The following is a 16444-nucleotide window of genomic DNA, read 5'->3' as shown; positions in this document are numbered from 1 at the left end:
CGCGAGATGTTTTGTTGAGTTGTTGCTGATAATTATGTTTTAATATTAAGGCTGATTATCTCGATCTAACATGAGCTTATCATCTCGGAGAACCTTCAATCAACAGCTAGGACTATTTTTGCTGAGTGCTGCTGTTCCTCCTGCTGTTATCAAACTGAGCCAAACTGCATCCTCGGAACAAGCTTTATTAGAAACTAATCTTAACAATTTACTGGCTAAAGCAGACCCAGAAATAGAATTATTGGTTCCGACATTTTTAGGTAATGACAAGCGCCGTTTCTACGGCAGAGGTGTTCCGAAAAGTTTGAAGTTAATCGACAAATTTCAACTCGGCAGCGGCCGGACTTTTCTGGGAAGGCGGTCTGTAGTTTGGAGCGGTGCCGGTTGGACGGGACAGCCGACAATTACCAGAGACGGGGGAAAAACTTATTTAATTATAGGTGCTTATGACCACAATTTGCGAAAAATCGATATTGCTACCAATCAAGAAGTTTGGCGCTATAAATTTGATGATATAATCAAAGGCTCCTCAACGATTTATATCGATGAAAAAGCTAGCGCCGAAAACAGAATTGTAATTTTGCAAGGCAGTCGCAGTGGCGGTGGTGGTAAAAAAGTAGTTCCGAGTTTTAGGGCAATATCTTTTAGAACTGGCAAGGAACTGTGGAAATTGGACATCAGGAGAACCCCCAGCTACAGCCAGGATAATGACAGCAGCGCTTTGGACATCGGCGGTGGCGTTTTGTTCAATGCGGGGGAAAATGCGATCGGCTATTTTCTCGATAGTTCCACAAGCAATGCAAAAATCAAACAAGGCATCAAGCAGCCAAATATCTTGTCGGAAGTACAGCTTTATGCAGCAGCAGATATCAGCAAGCACCGTGGAAACTTGGTAGCGGAGTCATCGCCATCGAGACTCAAAGATAGAATATTTATAGCTGCTGGTTCAGGTCATATTTACGGTATTAGCATTGCAACTAAAAAAATAGTATGGGATTTTTATACTGGTTCAGATTTGGATGGAAGTGCTGTAATTTCTAAATCGGGGAAACTGTTTTGTGCTATTGAAAAACAATACATTCAGGGTAACGGCGGCGTGCTAAAGCTGAATCCAAACAAAGAACCGAATGCCAGTGTCGAATGGTTTTTGCCTACCGGAAATCGCCGACTTTCTAGCTGGGAAGGCGGGATAATTGGCTCGGTGGCGTTGAATGACGAGTACAATTCAGGGGAGTTTCCGGCGCTGTTTGCCACAAATGCGATCGACGGCAATTTGTACATCGGTTCCCAAGATATGATTACAGGTAAAAAAACTTCTGTGCCTTGGCGAAACCAGTCTTACGATACTCCGGTAATAGTATTTAAAAAAGCAATTGGTTCTTCAATTTCGACTCCGATTTTTACCGATGGCAATAAACTGATAAGTGCGGGATACAACGGTGTTTATTTGTTCAATTTGAATTGGGAACGAGCGAAGTCAGGCGATAAAAATGCTTTGAGAAATGCTAAAGGGGAGTTTTACCGTTTGAAAGTAATAGAATCGGGGAGATTTAAGCCGGGCTTATCCTTTGAGGCGACCCCTGTAGTTTGGGACGGAATTGTGAGGATTTGCGCCAGGGATGGCTGGATGTATACTTTGGGTTAGTTATTGGTATTTTGTACCTCTATCCGGAACAGGCAAGATGCCTGTTCCACAATAAGTAGACTCTTTTGTGGGACAGGCAAGATGCCTGTTCTTAAAAGAGTGTTGAAATCCGCCACCTATTCCTACCTGCGGTTTAACTGCGGTTATATGTATGAGAGAAATAATTTCGGAAATTATTGGAAACTCGTTATGGCAACTCATGAAACTCAAATAAGGATCGCGAATTAAATAAATTACAAATTTAATTGTTATTGTGGGATGGGCGTCCCGCCCGTCCAAAAAAGACGGGCGGGACGCCCATCCCACTTTCAAGAGTGGAAGTTATTTAATTCTCATTCGTAAGTCAAGTTTACGCTTCAGAGGATGCTCAAGGTATTTTACAGCTTGCGATCGCCCGATCGCACAATGCTTCCCCTTCCACCACCCTAAACCAGTGGCCGCTAGAGTAGTGAATTGACAGAAAAACAGAAAAATCGGTTTATTTTCCCTCCAGGCCCTTTCTCAGGCTTCATCCCACCAAGTTCACCAGTCGATCGAATTTTCGGCGTGTTTTCGCTTTTGCTGGCTAAGCTTGTCATATTATGTCCGGTCGATTACCCCTAATACGGTAGGGGCTCCCCTCACCAACAATACCTGCCAATAATTGACAATCTCAAAAACCCGCCCCTTGTATCTTAAAAGAGTGAGACCGTAGACGCAGGGCTGTTTCATTCTCTTGTAGGGGCAATCCCACGCCCGGTTGCCCCAATCCCGTGAATGCCCCAATCCCGTGACTGCCCCAATCCCACCAAATGCCTAACAAATCCTGGATGGGTCGGCATTCTTGGCACAACCCGTACAAAAAGCTGGTTTTCCGTAGGGGCAATCCGACCCCTACTCCCCGTGGTTGCCCCGAAACAGCCCTGACGGTAGAGGTGTTCCGAAAACTATGTCGCAGAAAGTCGAGTCGTCCCTTTAGTCTGCCAAAGTTCCGGCGTCACAGATAATAACGAGCACCGAAACCATTGGTCTCTAAATTGAGATGTTGCACCATGATCAACAAGCCTGTTTTGGGCGGCCTCTCCTGCCCAACCCCCACTCCCCACAAGAAAACTCATTTTTGTGGAACGGGCCTCAAAGCCGGTTCTTGGTAATGCTGCAATATATAAGTCTAAATGGCGCTGGTTGCTGAATCCGAAAGCGAGAATCGACGCACCGAATATGAGCCCCGATTTTGTCCAGAGTTGTAGCCCACATTCCGCAGCTTCAACTGTCACTATCGGTTTTTACTTATTTTTACCCAGCAATCAAGCTCTCACTTAAATTTTTATACGTACATTCACGGATAAAAAATTTTTTAACGGCAGAATTTAGAGCTTAAAAAGAGTTTTATCAGTAATTATGCTGGGTGACACCCCAGTCTAGGGAGCTGAGTTATAGCTTTTTAAAAGAGAGAGAAGTCAGGAATAAAATCCGGGTGGCAGCACCCCTATTTTTTGATGCACGCCATAGGAAATAGCGAGCTAGAAGCCCTCAATTTAGGCATTTTGCCTAAATCCAATCAGCTTATTCCCAATCTTCATCGAATCTTTATCAAAACTACTTGCGTTAACTTGTGCTTTGCTTTAGATTGAATATGTGAAGGAAAAAAACCTGCTTCCAGTCAACATAAACATAAAGGTGTCAACCATGAAATTCAACTTAAACTTAGTCAAATCTATTTTAGCTGTTGCCGGTGTCGCCGCTCTTAGTGCAGTCTCCGCAGCACCTGCCTCCGCCATCGGCTTTGCACCTAACTCTTCCTACACCTTTGGCTTTAATAATATCGCTGGTAAGGATACGCCGGGAGATGCCTATAACAGCAACTTCAAATTTGATGTAATTGACAAGGGTACATCAGTTCTTTTTAACATCTTCAACTCTGGAAATGCCGCAGCCCCTAATATGTTTATCCGTCAAGTTTTTTTTGATGATAATAACTATCTGTCTAATCCCGTGACTAACGTTGGTAACGATGTTACCAAAGTAATGTTTAATCGTAACGCTAAGGCCGGGCAGCTACCTCAAGGTGGTAATGGCTTCGTCTCAGACTATGAATTCACAAGCGCGACTGGTAATGGTAATGCATTTGGTATCCAAGGTGGCGAAATGTTGGGATTGCAATTTACTGGAAATTATGGTGACGTACTTACCGCGTTGACTAAGGGTTCCTTAAAATTAGGTTTGCACGTCCAGAGTCTTCCTAAACTTCCTGGTCAGTCCACTAGCGATTCTTACATCAGCAGCACTATCGGCACTAGCAACACTGAAGCTACTCCTGAACCTTTAACAATGCTGGCTGCTGGAGCCGCTGTTGGGTTTGGTACTATGTTCAAAAAGCAACGCGCTCAGGCTCAAAAAGCTGAATAGGCAATCATTTGAACTGGTTTTCGATTCTGGCTTGATGCCAAACTGATTATTGTATGTTCGAGCTAAAAACCTGGTTTCTTGGTGAAACCAGGTTTCTGAGTATCTGATAGCGCGCCACCGTGAAAACCCCAGACTTGGAAGCCTATCTCAAGCGAGCATCTCATATTTGTAAAAACACTTCTTCTGGCTCCTTCCTTCTGACTCCCAACTCCAATTTCTAGCTTGGCTGCTTTCATTGAGATGCTCCCGTCAAATCGCCCCTAAACAGCGCATTTAAGAACTACCGTAAGGCTGTTTCTGAAGAATTTCCGATATATAGCAATCTTTGCAGGAGTCGTAAATTTTTTACCCCACCCCAACCCTGCCCCCAACCCGCTGGGAGTCCGTAAGAAATTCCCCCATGATGCGAGGATTGCTATAAAGACACGCTCGATTCTTGAAAAGCAGATAATCACCATTGAGCATGGCTGGAACTCTAACTCGCTCAGCCGTATTTACTCAAACCTCAGTGTCACACCATGCGCGGTGCTAATTGCGTCTACTCTCAACAAATCCAATCCTCATTAAGGCTACTTATTTTTAATTTTTGTTGATTCACTCCCTTTTTAGTCTTTGCTTACAGGGCTGAGTAAGCAAGTGCTAGGCATCCAACCAATCATTTCGAGTAGCAGTCTTTTCGCTAGCTGTGCTAGTGCTGAGCTATGGGTTGCCTCTGAGTTTCACCATTCATCAAATTCCAGAGTGTCTAAGCTGTTCTACATTTAAACTGTCTGTCAAAAATCAATACAACTCTTGTGGGACGGGCTTCTAGCCTGTCCGGAATTTCCAATTTAAATGCGTAACAGCTTACTAACGTCATCTCAAAGATTTACTGCCCTTAAAATCCTCCGAGTCCTTTCCGTAGTATGGGTTCAAGCTACTAAGTTGTCCACATCCCGTACTATTTTTATGATAAAATCTAAGAATAGTCTAGACTTTTTTTCGTTCGTAGTCTGAAACCCTCGATTTTCCGTGGGTACTTTGATTGCCGAATCGCCGGGAAACCCTGATTCTACGGTTGACCATCAAAAACAGTCCGCAGTATGGCTCTGATCAATCAACTAATAACTAATATCTAAAATGTTCAAGAGAAAAATTTTTTGGCTCATCATTATCGCCACAGCCTTAGTAACTCTGAATATGACACTCCTGTGGAAAGTGGACGATGTTGCTCATTTTTGGATGAGTATAGTTTTTTGGTGCGCTGTGGGTTCCCTGCTTTGGGACAACCAGGATATTCTCAAACAGAGTAATATAAAAAGTGACCTATTATCGATAGTAGCAGGGACGCTATTAATAGCTTTTATTTTATTTCAAAGTGCTGTGGTTTCCACTAAATACGATCCTTTTTTAAGACTGGCACCTTTTTTGTCTGGTTTAGGTTTGAGCCTACTTGCGGTAGGTTTTCAGAATTTAAAACTATATTGGCGTGAATTGGTAATACTATTTTTTCATGGCACCCCCAGTGTCATTACGTTACCTTTAGTGAATTTTGTTACCTCGCTTACTGCTAAGACTGCTTATTATTCTTTATGGTATGTCGGTTTTAATGTAACACGTGAGGGTAATTATGTTGCTTTACCGACAGGAAGGGTGTTGGTAAATGGGGGATGTTCGGGTATAGAGGCAATGAATTACTTATTAGGTTTAGCTGTAGTTTGTTTGGTGATGTTTCCTACTAAACAAAATAAGGCTTTGGTAATAGGTGTCGCTGTCCTTTTTGGTTTTATTATTAATGTTTTTCGAGTGGCAGGAATGGCATTGTTAGTTGCATCTAAGCGCCTAGATTTGTTTAAATATTGGCATGAGGGTGAAGGGTCTTTAGTGGTGGGGATGATTGCGGTGATTTTGTTTGGGATATTTTATCAATTTATGCTGAAACGAGATAGCCAACTTAGTCAAAGTTCGGGAAATTAATTAGTGGCAATTTGGGGAAATATATCGGTTCTTCGATTTCCCCTCCCATAGTCAGGAGTCTCACTCAAGTGTCCGGGTGTTGAAATCCGCCAATGTCACTACCTGTCGTTTAACTGCGTCTATATCTATCATAGAAAGGATGTCAGGAATTATAGGAAACTTGTTATGGCAACCAATGAAAGTCAAATAAGTCAAGTTTACGGTTCAGAGGATGCTCAGGGTATTTTACAGCTTGCGATCGCCCGCCGACAAGATGAAGGGGAATTATCCAGAGTCCAGCTTTTCGAGATTGCGGCGGAATTGGGCATTTCCGAACAGGATATTGTAGCGGCGGAACAGCAATGGTTAGCAACTAGAGGAGAAGTTCAAGAAAAGCTGGTTTTTAACGCTTTCCGTCGTCGCAGATTGCAGAAAAATGTGACCAAGTACGGCATTATCAATACTTTTTTAGTTTTGTTTAATCTAGCAGGTTCGCACGAGCTTTCTTGGTCACTGTTCATTTTACTAACCTGGGGATTAGGATTGTCGCTGAATGCTTGGAATGTTTATCAAACTGAAGGCGAAGATTACGAACAAGCGTTTCAGCGGTGGCGGTTGAAGAAACAAGTCGGAGAGTCTATTGGTACTGCGACGAATAAGTTTATGAAGTGGTTGCAGTCGTGATTTGCTATGGTAAAAAACGCTATCGCCCTTTCTTTTACTTCACACTGGTGAAGTAATTCTGATTTTAACTCGTTACTAGAAAGAGTAATTGTTAAGGTTTTTTCTTGAACCTATCCCAAAGCGCGATCGCCCTTTATTGAGTTACACAATGAAGGACACTGCAATGCCGTGTCCCTACAAATATCCCTCTTTTAGTCCCTCCCGGCAGTCTATCGCATTCTCTGGGCCCGAAAAACCTAACTTTCCTGGGGCAACTTTCCGTTAGCAGCATCTTCTACCACAGGATGAATTAAAGCCGATCGAAAACCTTGCCGAATTTCCGAATTCAAATACCTGCGCTGCAAAACCTGCCATTTTTGCCAAGCTGCGTAGCGATTTTCTGCCAACAAACCAGCCAATTTCGGCAATTCTTTTTTCAGATCGCGATCGACAAAATCTGTCAGAAACTCGCCTAAAACTTCACTGTCTTGAATATCGCCCAAACATTCCTGAATAGCTTTCACATCTTCGACATAAACTTCGTAAGTCTCGCTGTAAAAATCGCCAAACAGATTCATCAAATAGCGAACCCGCTTAGCTTGCTTCCGCAAATCGTGCAGAATAGTTCCCTCGGCTGCTAACTTCTCTTCGACAGCCTCAGCATTCAAATCCTTAGCAATTTTAACTTTGCCATCTTCATATTCTGTACCCAACAGCCAAGCCGGATGGAGAAAAAACTCGCTGACTTGAGGTAACAGTAAATCTGGCAAAACCTCAGCAATTGGCAAATGTTCGATCGCCTGAAACTTCGGTTTTTCCAGCCAATCCTCGATCGACTGCTTCAGCGATTCGTAGCTTTTGTGCTCTAAAATCGCCCTCACCCCTTTCAAAGCCCGGTGTCGCTGTTTGAGCAAATTCGACAAAGCCTTATCCAAAACTTCCTGTTCGTCAGTCGGCAAATTCGGGTAATAGCGATTTTGGAGACTTTCGAGCATCACATCCAAATCCCTGAGAGTTCCCAGAATCCGCCCCACCTTACCAATTTTACGTTCAGAAGCCTCTTTTGGCAAGTCTAAAACCGGAGCAAAACCCGTTACAGCCGATCGCAAACGTCTCAATCCCACGCGCATTTGATGAAGTTCTTCCGCGTCTTTGTCTTTGAGAACTTCAGCCTCGTGCGCTACACTTTTGCGGAAATATTTTTCAATCGCCCCAGATGCAGCGTCTCCGAGAGTTTTAACTTGAGTTTTAACTTTGGCTGATGTTTTTACGTTCATGGCAGGTGTAGATTCCAGATCCCCGATCGACTTTAATTTGGATTTCAAGGCTTTGCTAGTAAAGGGTTTACATCCTAGCACACCACCCCAATTTATGACTGGCTTCCATACATGAATCTTAATATTAGGTGCTTGACAGTTTATACAAAGTCAGCATTTAGCAATCTCAAATCTTCAAATCTTTAAATCTTCAAATCTTCAAATCTTCAATTCTTCAAATCTTCAATTCTTCAATTCTTCAATCCAAAATCTAAAATCTAAAATCTAAAATCTAAAATAAAATGTCCCTCCCTCGCCCTTGAACTCATAAAAATCGGATTTCTGACGCGCTTTCCCTCATAGGTTAAGATCGCTGCAAACCGATGTTTATTCGCCAAAGGGTGAGAGAGGGTGCGATCGGGAGGACAAGTTTTAAATTAAATCAAACCCGCCCAGGCTGCCCGACTTCAAAGAGGCAGTTTAGCCTTTCCAGTCTTTCTCAGATTGCTGGAGCACGTAGGTTGCTACATCGTCGATTTGTTCGGGCTTCAACTTGGCGCCGAAAGCAGGCATAGCATTTTTGCCCTTAGTTACCTGAGTGGTAATAGCTTCCAGAGAATTCATGCCGTACTTCTCAAGAGCAGTCTTTTTCAAGGTTTTCTGGGCCATAACCACGTTGCCGCCACCGATGTGACAAGCAGCACAGTTCGCGCTAAAGACTTTAGCTCCCTTAACAGCATCACCTGCCAAAGCAGGGCGACCAAAGCCGACGGTAAAAATTGCGATCGCTAACAGGGCGATCGATAAGAGTCTTTTCAACGCAGTTCTCCTCTAATGGACACGCAAAGGGTGATTCTTTAGATATTTTACCTGGTGAAATACCTAGCACTGACCTTTTGTACAGTGTAGGCTTCGTGTCTCGTTTGCCGTTGCTCTGTTGGGTATCTCATTACAGAGATTCGTCACTGAAGACGATCGGAGTCTTACACAGCATTTCTGGGCTTTTACACCCTTTATCCCTTCGTAGGGAACCCACGCAGAAGCCCTGTTTCCCAAGGCAAAAACTATTTTCGTACAACAAACTTGGATTGTATTTTATGGTGGGACGTGCCTTACCAACCAGCGGTCTGTTCTTTCCCCCTTTCTCTCGCAGTTGTCCAAGGCCAAGCATATTACTGCTACTGTAGCCTGTTGTTTGCAGTCGAGTGGGTGGGTCGCAACCACTTATATCTTACACGTTTTTTTGCTAGAGAAACAGTAAATTGTCGCTCTTTTTCATAGACCTTGCGAAAGCTTATATCCCGACGCCCAATTGAGTACAATTACAGCGTGGGACTTACGCCAAATTAGTTAAAACAGGCGCGATCGCGCAGTCGTATCGCCTTCTTCCGAGTAATTTACCACTTTTTGGCAGTGGCAGTTCAACTCTCAAAATTCTCCACGCCCCAGCCCGGAGCTTTCTGAGCAGCCCGGATCACAAAAGCCGCTAAATTTTCAATCTCAGCCTGTGGCATCCAGCTTTCCGGCACTTGGCGGCACCAAAAAGTCTCCTCAGTACCGTCATAAGTCATCGGTTCCCTCAGATACGCCACCAGACTATTGATGTTGTTGCGGGGAGGCGTTGCCCCTTTAAGGTCAGCCAAAGACAGAGATATCGTCGGATCGGGCAAATTAGCTCCTCCGACATGACAATTCAGGCAACTTTGCTCAAACAATACCTTGCCCGCAGACAAATCCTGAGCCGAAAACAAGCGAGTATTTCCCTCAGAGTCCAACTCCAGAGCCACAGGTTCGCTGGCTTGTAAATACCTATTCACGTAAGAATCGGCCGCAGCCAAAACAGGTTGAGGAGCCAACAGCACGAGCGGCAAAATAATTAACATCCCCAACAGAAAGCAGACAAAAGCACCACGACGCAGCATGAGGGACTACAACCTTTTGCGATAATCAATGAGCCGGAGGTAAATTTTAGATTTCAGATTTTAGAGCGAAAAACGACCCGCCAGCAATTATTGCCGAACTTCAGCCCTCTCCCAATCCAAAATCCAAAATCTAAAATCTAAAATCTAAAATCGATTAGCGAGCGCCTTTGCCACCAGCCCACTGCTTGGAGACAATTTTTGGCTGCAACAGAATGTGACCGGCAATCGCGTACAAATCGTCATCCGAGAGATTTCTCATCTCAGCGAAAATATCCGCACTCTTCATACTCGGATGCAGTTCCGAAATTTCCTCAAACCCGTCATAAGTGGTGGGATTTTTCATAAAGTCCACCAGCGACTCAATATTATTCCGGGGCGGGCTGGCCAAAGCCAGAGTTTCCGGGCTCAAATTCACGTTCGGGTCAGTTTTTGTCATGCCCGCAGCGTGACATTGAGCGCAAGCCGAATTGAACAGGCGTTTGCCTTGCTGAACTTGTTTGAGGCTCAGCACCACTGGAGCACCCTTGTCATTCAAAGTCACAGTGCGAAGTTCAGGACTCAGTTCTACAGCCATCGCACTGCTGACAAATAACTGAAAGCTCAAGAATACAGCGGTCAGAGCAATGAAATATCTTTTAAGCATGGTTCTCCTTAAAAAAATCCGGCAAATTATTGAACGCTAAGAGATCATACCTGGCAAACAGATTTGTGTTCAAAATTCCCTGATTCTGCAACAACTGGCGAAAGTTTGTGCAGCCATACCTTTAAAGGTAGAGGAATTTTGCGATCTAATCTGCAAGAAGTTTTGAATCGCGCCTTTTTTCGAGAGTGGACATAATTGCCTTAACATCCTCCAAAGCCAAACGGGTTTGAGGGTGCTTGTAGGCAATTTCCAACTCATCGCACAAGCGGATCACTTCTTCAACAGGGACGTTGAAGTCCTCTGCTATTTCTGCGATGGACAGGTCTGCAAAACCCATAATTTTTAGGTCGCTGACAGGTCAAAATTGAGTTGACGGCTATTAACTGAAAGCCGGACAATTGTAGAAAGCGCTGTTAGCTTGTTCTGTTAGTTTGTTCTGAGATTTTGTTCGATCGCAAGCTAACTAACCGCTAACTGCGACTAGGCATTTTTGCCCAGCCTAACTTCAGGGCCAATCAACTTCCGATCAATATCATCCCACTGCTGGGTCGTTATTACCAATAGGAGTTGCGGGCGCGAGGTTCAAAACCCGGTGTCTGCGTGAACGTCTCGTTACCAAACTCAATATTTTTGGTAGAAGCCGGGTTTTGAGCCATTCCTCATACCAATTTAATGTGAAGTTGCACATATCTCGATCCCCCTAAATCCCCCTTAAGAAGGGGGACTTTGAGAAGTTGCACATATCTCGATCCCCCTAAATCCCCCTTAAGAAGGGGGACGAAAGATCGGAATCTTGTCCCCCCCTTATTAAGGGGGGCTAGGGGGGATCGGATTCTATGCAGCCTCCTAAAAAATTGGTATCAGAAATTTTTCGTCTCTCCCCCGGACTCACCAACAGACAATCCTCCGGCGCTGCAGCTTAGGGAGAAAGTTTGAAAGCGTGAGTCTGCGGGGGCAAAGCGTGGCTATCGCTGCCATTGAGGGCGGGAAATTCCGAGTCTGCCAAGAAAGGCTGTGGCTGGTGGAGGCTGATGAGCTGACCAAGAGTTTTCTTTAATTGAGTCCGGGGTACAATCAAGTCTACAAAACCGTGGGCGAAGGAGTATTCGGAAGTTTGATAATTTTCCGGCAGCTTTTCCCGCAGAGTTTGTTCGATTACCCGACCGCCCGTAAAGGCCACAGTAGCTTTTGGCTCTGCAATTATAATGTCTCCCAGCATGGCAAAACTGGCGGTGACGCCGCCGGTGGTCGGGTGGGTCAAAATCGGGATGTAAAGCAGTCTCGCTTCCCGGTGGCGTTCCAGAGCCCCGGAGATTTTAGCCATTTGCATCAAGCTGAGCATTCCTTCTTGCATTCTTGCACCACCGGAAGCGCAGACAATGATTACGGACAAGCGTTCCCGCGTGGCGTGTTCGATGAGGCGAGTCAGCTTTTCTCCGACTACTGAGCCCATGCTGCCGCCGATGAACTGAAATTCCATGACTCCGAGGGCGACTGGCAAATTTTCGAGTTTGCCGATGCCTGTTTCTACGGCGTCTAGGTGGCCTGTTTTTTCTTGAAATTCTCGGAGTCGATCGCTATATTTTTTTCGATCGCGAAATTTCAGGGGATCAGTGGCGTGCAGTCCTTCGTTAATTGGCACCCAGGTATTGGGATCGATCAACTGCTCGATGCGATCGTCACTGTAAACTCTGATATGATGCCCGCATTCCAAGCAAACCATTTGATTTGCTCGCAGGTCTTTGGTATAACTCAGGGCATCGCAAGCTTCGCATTTATTCCAAAGTCCGTCCGCAATTTCTCGTTCCGGCCGTTCTTGGGAGTTCGGTACTGATTTTCGTCGATTTGCAAACCAATCAAATAGAGACATTAAAACTTGGTATTTGTTAACTGTTGACTGTTGACTGTTGACTGTTGACTGTTGACTGTTGACTGTTGACTGTTGACTGTTGGCTGTTGTTATTTGTGAGTTGTTAGCTGCTACCAATAACTAATAACTAATAACTAATAACCAATAACCATAACAACAGACAATAAACAACAGACTTGACTACTGACTATTGTCCTCTTCAACTGGACTGATGAGGAGCCATGCCGTTCGCTGGTGTTGTGGGAGAACTTGCAGGGCTGTAGCACTTCCAGCCCCGAAATAAGATGCTATGCCCAAGTCTACAATCCGGGCCGGGATTTCATGAGCAGCTAGGAGCTGCTGCATTAATTCCGCTTCCCAACGAAAGCTAGTAGTTGTAAGTGTAATCCAAGACACGGAACAATTTTACCAATTTTTGAGACAATATTATGTTCGATCGCGCCTGACTACCTGCAGATCAGAAACTAAAATTCGGGAAAAACAACTGCAAGTAAGTAGATAAGATCGCTTCGCCCCACAGAGCAGTAATTGCTGCACCGAGAGCCAGAAACGGGCCGAAAGGCATGGGTTGACGCCGATCGAGCCAGCCAAGGGCGATCGCCCCGCCACCGGCAAAAGCCCCCGCTAAACAGGCAATAAATCCCGCTAGCAGCAAGTATTTCCACCCCAGCCAAGCTCCCATCAAGGCGGCTAATTTGGTATCTCCGGCGCCCATAGCATTCTGCCCCAGCCCGATCGTCCCGGCGAGTCCGATCGCGTCAAACAGCCACAACCCGACAACTGATCCGGCGATCCCATCGAGTACCAGATAGTGTATCGAGTCGATCAAACTAAATGTCGGCCACAAACCTTTCGCCATTTGGAAAACCAATCCGAGCACCAAACCCGATCGAGTTAAAGAATTAGGCAAAGTCATTGTATCGCAATCAATCAAAGACAAAGCCAACAGCCAGCTAAACAAAGCCCAAAAACCAAGAGTTTGCACTGTTACGCCAAACCGCCAAAAGATTAGCAAAAATAGCAAACCCGTAGCTGCTTCCACCAACGGATAGCGGGCAGAAATCCGACTGCGGCAGTGATTGCAGCGGCCCCGGAGCCACAGCCAACCGAAAACGGGTATATTTTCGTAATTTCTGAGTTGATTTAAACATTTGGGACAGCGAGAAGGAGGGTTGATCACCGACAAACCCGCAGGCAACCGATAGACTACCACATTTAGAAAGCTGCCAATAGCCGATCCGACAATAAAGACGATCGCCATGACAAGGGAATTAAAGATTATTTCCATTAAGTTGACTGTTGACTGTTCACTGTTGACTGTTCACTGTTGACTGTTGACTGTTGTCTGTGGTTATTTATTAATTGTTAGATTGTGTCCGGTCAATTACCAATAAGGTTTGTAGTAGGGACTTTAGTCAAAAGTAAAATTATGAGGACTAAAGTTCTCACTACAAACCTATTTTTTGACACTCGTTCGAGCCAACATAAATATTAGTTGTCAATGCCCCATGCCCCATGCCCCATGCCCAATGCCCCATGCCCCATGCCCCATGCCCCATGCCCAATGACCAATTACCAATTAATACATTTGAGATTCAATTTCCTCAAAAGTAACAAAACGTTCACCGGGCAATAAAATCGGCTGCGAAGCAAAAATTAGCTGACCTCGATCGCTTCCTTGACTGACAACTACACCCGCCGGACGCTGCATCTGCTCGGAATGCACTTTCAGATACATACCATAGGCCGATCGAGCAGCTCGGATCAAATCGGGAGCTAGCAAGCTGTGACTTTCGGAAGTTTCTATAGTGGGTTCGGGGTTGGGCTGGTATGGGGTCACTGGAAACTTATCATAATGGTATTAAGTCGAGTTATTGGTGTTGCCTCTAGATTGATCGAACTTACCCTATTTTTTAAGAATAAACTTAGGTGGAAATTATTAATAGATTAACCTACAATCCTCCCTTGGCTGCGATCGAACTGCGGCTGCGATCGCTCCTTTCCGCCCAACTGTACGCTGCTGCGTGGGTAGATCCGTCCCCCGCAACGCTAATGGGGGTTTTCGATCACCTGCGAACTCTGCGCTACATCCTCCACGACTACGTGCCCAGGCCCGTGTCCGAATCTCCGCCCAATCCGGGCGAGGTGCGCTACCAGTGGCAAACAGGCACCTTGCTGTTCACGGATTTAGCAGGGTTTACCTCGCTGTTGGAAGCGAACGCGACCCAGGGGCGCAAGGGAGCTGAAAGCCTGCTGGGCGTGATTAACGACTATTTTGCCTCGATGATTGAAATTGTCAGCAAATCGGGCGGGGATTTGCTGGAGTTTACCGGAGATGCGATGCTGGTGCAGTTTCCGTCAGGGGTTTACCAAGAGGATACAGCCAGGGCGGTGCGGGCGGGTTTGCGGATGCAGCGGGCGATGGCTGAATTTGCCAATATTGAAACGGCGCGGGGTGTTTTGTCTTTGAGGATGCGGGTGGGTATCCACTGCGGCCGCTATATTAGTGCTGACATCGGTACGCCGCTGCGGATGGCTCACGTACTGCTGGGGCATTCAGTCCAGCAAGCCAAGCAAGCTGAGGGTTCTGGGACTGTGGGGCGGGTGTGTGTGACTGAAACTGCTAGAGAGTCTGTGGGAGACCAATTTCGTTTTGAACCGGGCAAACAGGGTTATTTTTTGGTGGCGGACGATTTCACGGACGATCGACTCGGAGAGTATGATATCACTTTGACTGGGCGGCGGATGCCGAGTTCGGTATTGCTCGATCGCAGCGTGGCGGGCTTGGTAAAAGAAATCGGGGAAGCTGTGAATCGGCTTGAACCCCTTGCTAGTTATATTCCCAAAACTATCCTGAGACTGCTGGTGGAAAATGCAGACAGGCGGAAAATTCCGCCGGATTTTCCTGAACCGACGGTGATGTTTGTCAACTTGATAGGTTTACCGGAGTCTGTGGAAAAAGCTTCGCCGGAGGAAGAAGTCAATCTGGTAGTTAGTTATTCTCGGGTGTTTGCGTCGATCGATGCTGTAGTGTCAGCTAAAGGGGGCGTGTTGCAAAAAGTAACGGCGCACTTAGACGGTTCGGATATGCTGATTTATTTTGGCGTGCCCGACGCTAACAGGGATGACGCCAGCCGCGCGGCTAGTGCGGCGATTGCGATCCGAGATATGATTGCAGGTTTGCCTCTGGTAATTATCGCGGGTGAAGAAGTAAAAGTAAGCTGTCAAATAGGGCTATCCCTGGGGCCGGTGTTTGCTGCTGAGGTTGGGGAACCGCGAGGGCGCAGGGAGTTTAATATCCTCGGCGATACGGTGAATACGGCGGCTCGGTTGATGAGCAAGGCGGGGGAAAACCAAATTTTGATTGGTGAAAGGGTGTGTGAGGCGATCGAGCTAAACTTTATTTGCGAGGCTTTGGGATCTGTTGCTCTGAAGGGGAAATCTGCTCAAACTCCGATTTTTGCTTTGCAAGGTGCAAAAGGGGAGAAGGGAAAAGGGGGCGTTTAAATAACTTTGCTGGGCAATAGTTGTACAGGTTTTATGGTTCACAAAGGCAAGTACAGCACAACCCTTTTCCACTGTGACTACTAAATGTTATTTTGATAATTTTTTACGATACTTCACGATCAAAACCGCCACTTCGTCAGAGGAGTTCCGGTTGCATAGGAATGATTTAACCGCAGAGAACGCAGAGAACGCAGAGAGAGATGAATAATTCTGATGAAGGACGGAATTAATATCACTCGCATAGACTAAACTCCGATCGATACTTCACCGTTCCGCTGCAATCCTGCAAGGCTCCGCTTTCTAACTCCAACACCATAAATGCTTCATCGGGAACATCATATTCACATTTTAAGCTCTTTCTACTAGCAGGGATAAACCCAAAACGCGGATAAAAATCTGGATTACCAAGCACAAATACTGCCTGAAATCCCGATCGTCCGCACTCTTTTAAACCTTCCCGAATCAGCAGCGTTCCGATACCTTGTCGCTGATAGTTGGGTAGAACTGCGACTGGCGCTAACCCCTGAATCGACAAATTCCTAGAGAGGCAGTCCAGTAGAAGATATTGACAAAAAGTACAGTTTCTGCTGATGCTGATTTATAAGTAAACGCGAT

15 protein-coding genes are annotated in these 16444 nt (G+C 45.6%); 5 read left to right on the top strand and 10 right to left on the bottom strand.

Features of this window, described 5'->3' with window-relative positions:
* Window positions 1-70: 70 nt before the first annotated feature.
* The 4 genes from QUB08_RS24410 to QUB08_RS24395 all read left to right on the top strand — a co-directional run bounded on the left by QUB08_RS24410 (window position 71) and on the right by QUB08_RS24395 (window position 6652).
* Window positions 71-1645 (top strand): outer membrane protein assembly factor BamB family protein, encoded by a 1575-nt coding sequence (locus tag QUB08_RS24410; protein WP_333227883.1) that lies wholly within the window; start codon window positions 71-73, stop codon window positions 1643-1645.
* Between the two features lie 1668 nt (window positions 1646-3313).
* A complete protein-coding gene (locus QUB08_RS24405; RefSeq protein ID WP_333227881.1) occupies window positions 3314-4033 on the top strand; it encodes a PEP-CTERM sorting domain-containing protein in 720 nt (239 codons plus the stop codon).
* A gap of 1119 nt (window positions 4034-5152) precedes the next feature.
* Window positions 5153-5989 (top strand): cyanoexosortase A, encoded by an 837-nt coding sequence (gene crtA / locus QUB08_RS24400; RefSeq protein WP_333227878.1) that lies wholly within the window; start codon window positions 5153-5155, stop codon window positions 5987-5989.
* A gap of 165 nt (window positions 5990-6154) precedes the next feature.
* Window positions 6155-6652 (top strand): 2TM domain-containing protein, encoded by a 498-nt coding sequence (locus QUB08_RS24395; RefSeq protein ID WP_333227876.1) that lies wholly within the window; start codon window positions 6155-6157, stop codon window positions 6650-6652.
* Between the two features lie 236 nt (window positions 6653-6888).
* Here QUB08_RS24395 and QUB08_RS24390 read toward each other — a convergent pair whose 3' ends face one another.
* The 9 genes from QUB08_RS24390 to QUB08_RS24350 form a co-directional block, all read right to left on the bottom strand.
* A complete protein-coding gene (locus QUB08_RS24390; protein ID WP_333227874.1) occupies window positions 6889-7908 on the bottom strand; it encodes a CHAD domain-containing protein in 1020 nt (339 codons plus the stop codon).
* A 459-nt stretch (window positions 7909-8367) separates the two neighbouring features.
* A complete protein-coding gene (gene petJ, locus QUB08_RS24385) occupies window positions 8368-8706 on the bottom strand; it encodes a cytochrome c6 PetJ (protein ID WP_333227871.1) in 339 nt (112 codons plus the stop codon).
* Window positions 8707-9308: 602 nt separating this feature from the next.
* Window positions 9309-9809: a photosystem II cytochrome PsbV2 gene (gene psbV2, locus QUB08_RS24380; protein WP_333227869.1), complete on the bottom strand. Its 501-nt coding sequence runs from the start codon at window positions 9807-9809 to the stop codon at window positions 9309-9311.
* 154 nt (window positions 9810-9963) lie between these two features.
* Window positions 9964-10452: a photosystem II cytochrome c-550 gene (gene psbV, locus QUB08_RS24375; RefSeq protein ID WP_242719283.1), complete on the bottom strand. Its 489-nt coding sequence runs from the start codon at window positions 10450-10452 to the stop codon at window positions 9964-9966.
* Window positions 10453-10597: 145 nt separating this feature from the next.
* On the bottom strand, window positions 10598-10789 hold the full coding sequence (locus QUB08_RS24370) for a translation initiation factor IF-2 (protein ID WP_333058460.1): 192 nt from the start codon (window positions 10787-10789) through the stop codon (window positions 10598-10600).
* A gap of 582 nt (window positions 10790-11371) precedes the next feature.
* Entirely contained in the window at window positions 11372-12322 is a 951-nt protein-coding gene (gene accD, locus QUB08_RS24365) for an acetyl-CoA carboxylase, carboxyltransferase subunit beta (RefSeq protein ID WP_333227918.1), read from the bottom strand.
* Window positions 12323-12502: 180 nt separating this feature from the next.
* Window positions 12503-12718: a hypothetical protein gene (locus QUB08_RS24360; RefSeq protein ID WP_333102041.1), complete on the bottom strand. Its 216-nt coding sequence runs from the start codon at window positions 12716-12718 to the stop codon at window positions 12503-12505.
* 61 nt (window positions 12719-12779) lie between these two features.
* Entirely contained in the window at window positions 12780-13610 is an 831-nt protein-coding gene (locus QUB08_RS24355) for a prepilin peptidase (protein ID WP_333227867.1), read from the bottom strand.
* Between the two features lie 291 nt (window positions 13611-13901).
* Entirely contained in the window at window positions 13902-14162 is a 261-nt protein-coding gene (locus tag QUB08_RS24350; protein WP_333227865.1) for a hypothetical protein, read from the bottom strand.
* Window positions 14163-14251: 89 nt separating this feature from the next.
* Between QUB08_RS24350 and QUB08_RS24345 the strand changes: the two genes are divergently transcribed.
* Entirely contained in the window at window positions 14252-15829 is a 1578-nt protein-coding gene (locus tag QUB08_RS24345; RefSeq protein WP_333227863.1) for an adenylate/guanylate cyclase domain-containing protein, read from the top strand.
* A gap of 232 nt (window positions 15830-16061) precedes the next feature.
* Here the strand turns inward: QUB08_RS24345 and QUB08_RS24340 are convergent, their stop codons facing one another.
* Window positions 16062-16364 carry an N-acetyltransferase gene (locus tag QUB08_RS24340; protein WP_333227861.1) on the bottom strand — a complete coding sequence of 101 codons (303 nt, stop codon included), beginning with the start codon at window positions 16362-16364 and terminating at the stop codon, window positions 16062-16064.
* Between the last annotated feature and the right edge of the window lie 80 nt (window positions 16365-16444).

This window comes from Microcoleus sp. BR0-C5 (genome assembly GCF_036705045.1).
Lineage (GTDB): Bacteria > Cyanobacteriota > Cyanobacteriia > Cyanobacteriales > Microcoleaceae > Microcoleus.
This window is presented reverse-complemented; position numbering and strand designations above follow the sequence as displayed.

Bases quoted from the DNA above. Each gene is read 5' to 3' on its own strand.
- QUB08_RS24410 (WP_333227883.1), top strand. From the start codon at position 71: ATGAGCTTATCATCTCGGAGAACCTTCAATCAACAGCTAGGACTATTT.
- QUB08_RS24405 (WP_333227881.1), top strand. From the start codon at position 3,314: ATGAAATTCAACTTAAACTTAGTCAAATCTATTTTAGCTGTTGCCGGT.
- crtA (WP_333227878.1), top strand. From the start codon at position 5,153: ATGTTCAAGAGAAAAATTTTTTGGCTCATCATTATCGCCACAGCCTTA.
- QUB08_RS24395 (WP_333227876.1), top strand. From the start codon at position 6,155: ATGGCAACCAATGAAAGTCAAATAAGTCAAGTTTACGGTTCAGAGGAT.
- QUB08_RS24390 (WP_333227874.1), bottom strand. From the start codon at position 7,908: ATGAACGTAAAAACATCAGCCAAAGTTAAAACTCAAGTTAAAACTCTC.
- psbV2 (WP_333227869.1), bottom strand. From the start codon at position 9,809: ATGCTGCGTCGTGGTGCTTTTGTCTGCTTTCTGTTGGGGATGTTAATT.
- psbV (WP_242719283.1), bottom strand. From the start codon at position 10,452: ATGCTTAAAAGATATTTCATTGCTCTGACCGCTGTATTCTTGAGCTTT.
- QUB08_RS24370 (WP_333058460.1), bottom strand. From the start codon at position 10,789: ATGGGTTTTGCAGACCTGTCCATCGCAGAAATAGCAGAGGACTTCAAC.
- accD (WP_333227918.1), bottom strand. From the start codon at position 12,322: ATGTCTCTATTTGATTGGTTTGCAAATCGACGAAAATCAGTACCGAAC.
- QUB08_RS24355 (WP_333227867.1), bottom strand. From the start codon at position 13,610: ATGGAAATAATCTTTAATTCCCTTGTCATGGCGATCGTCTTTATTGTC.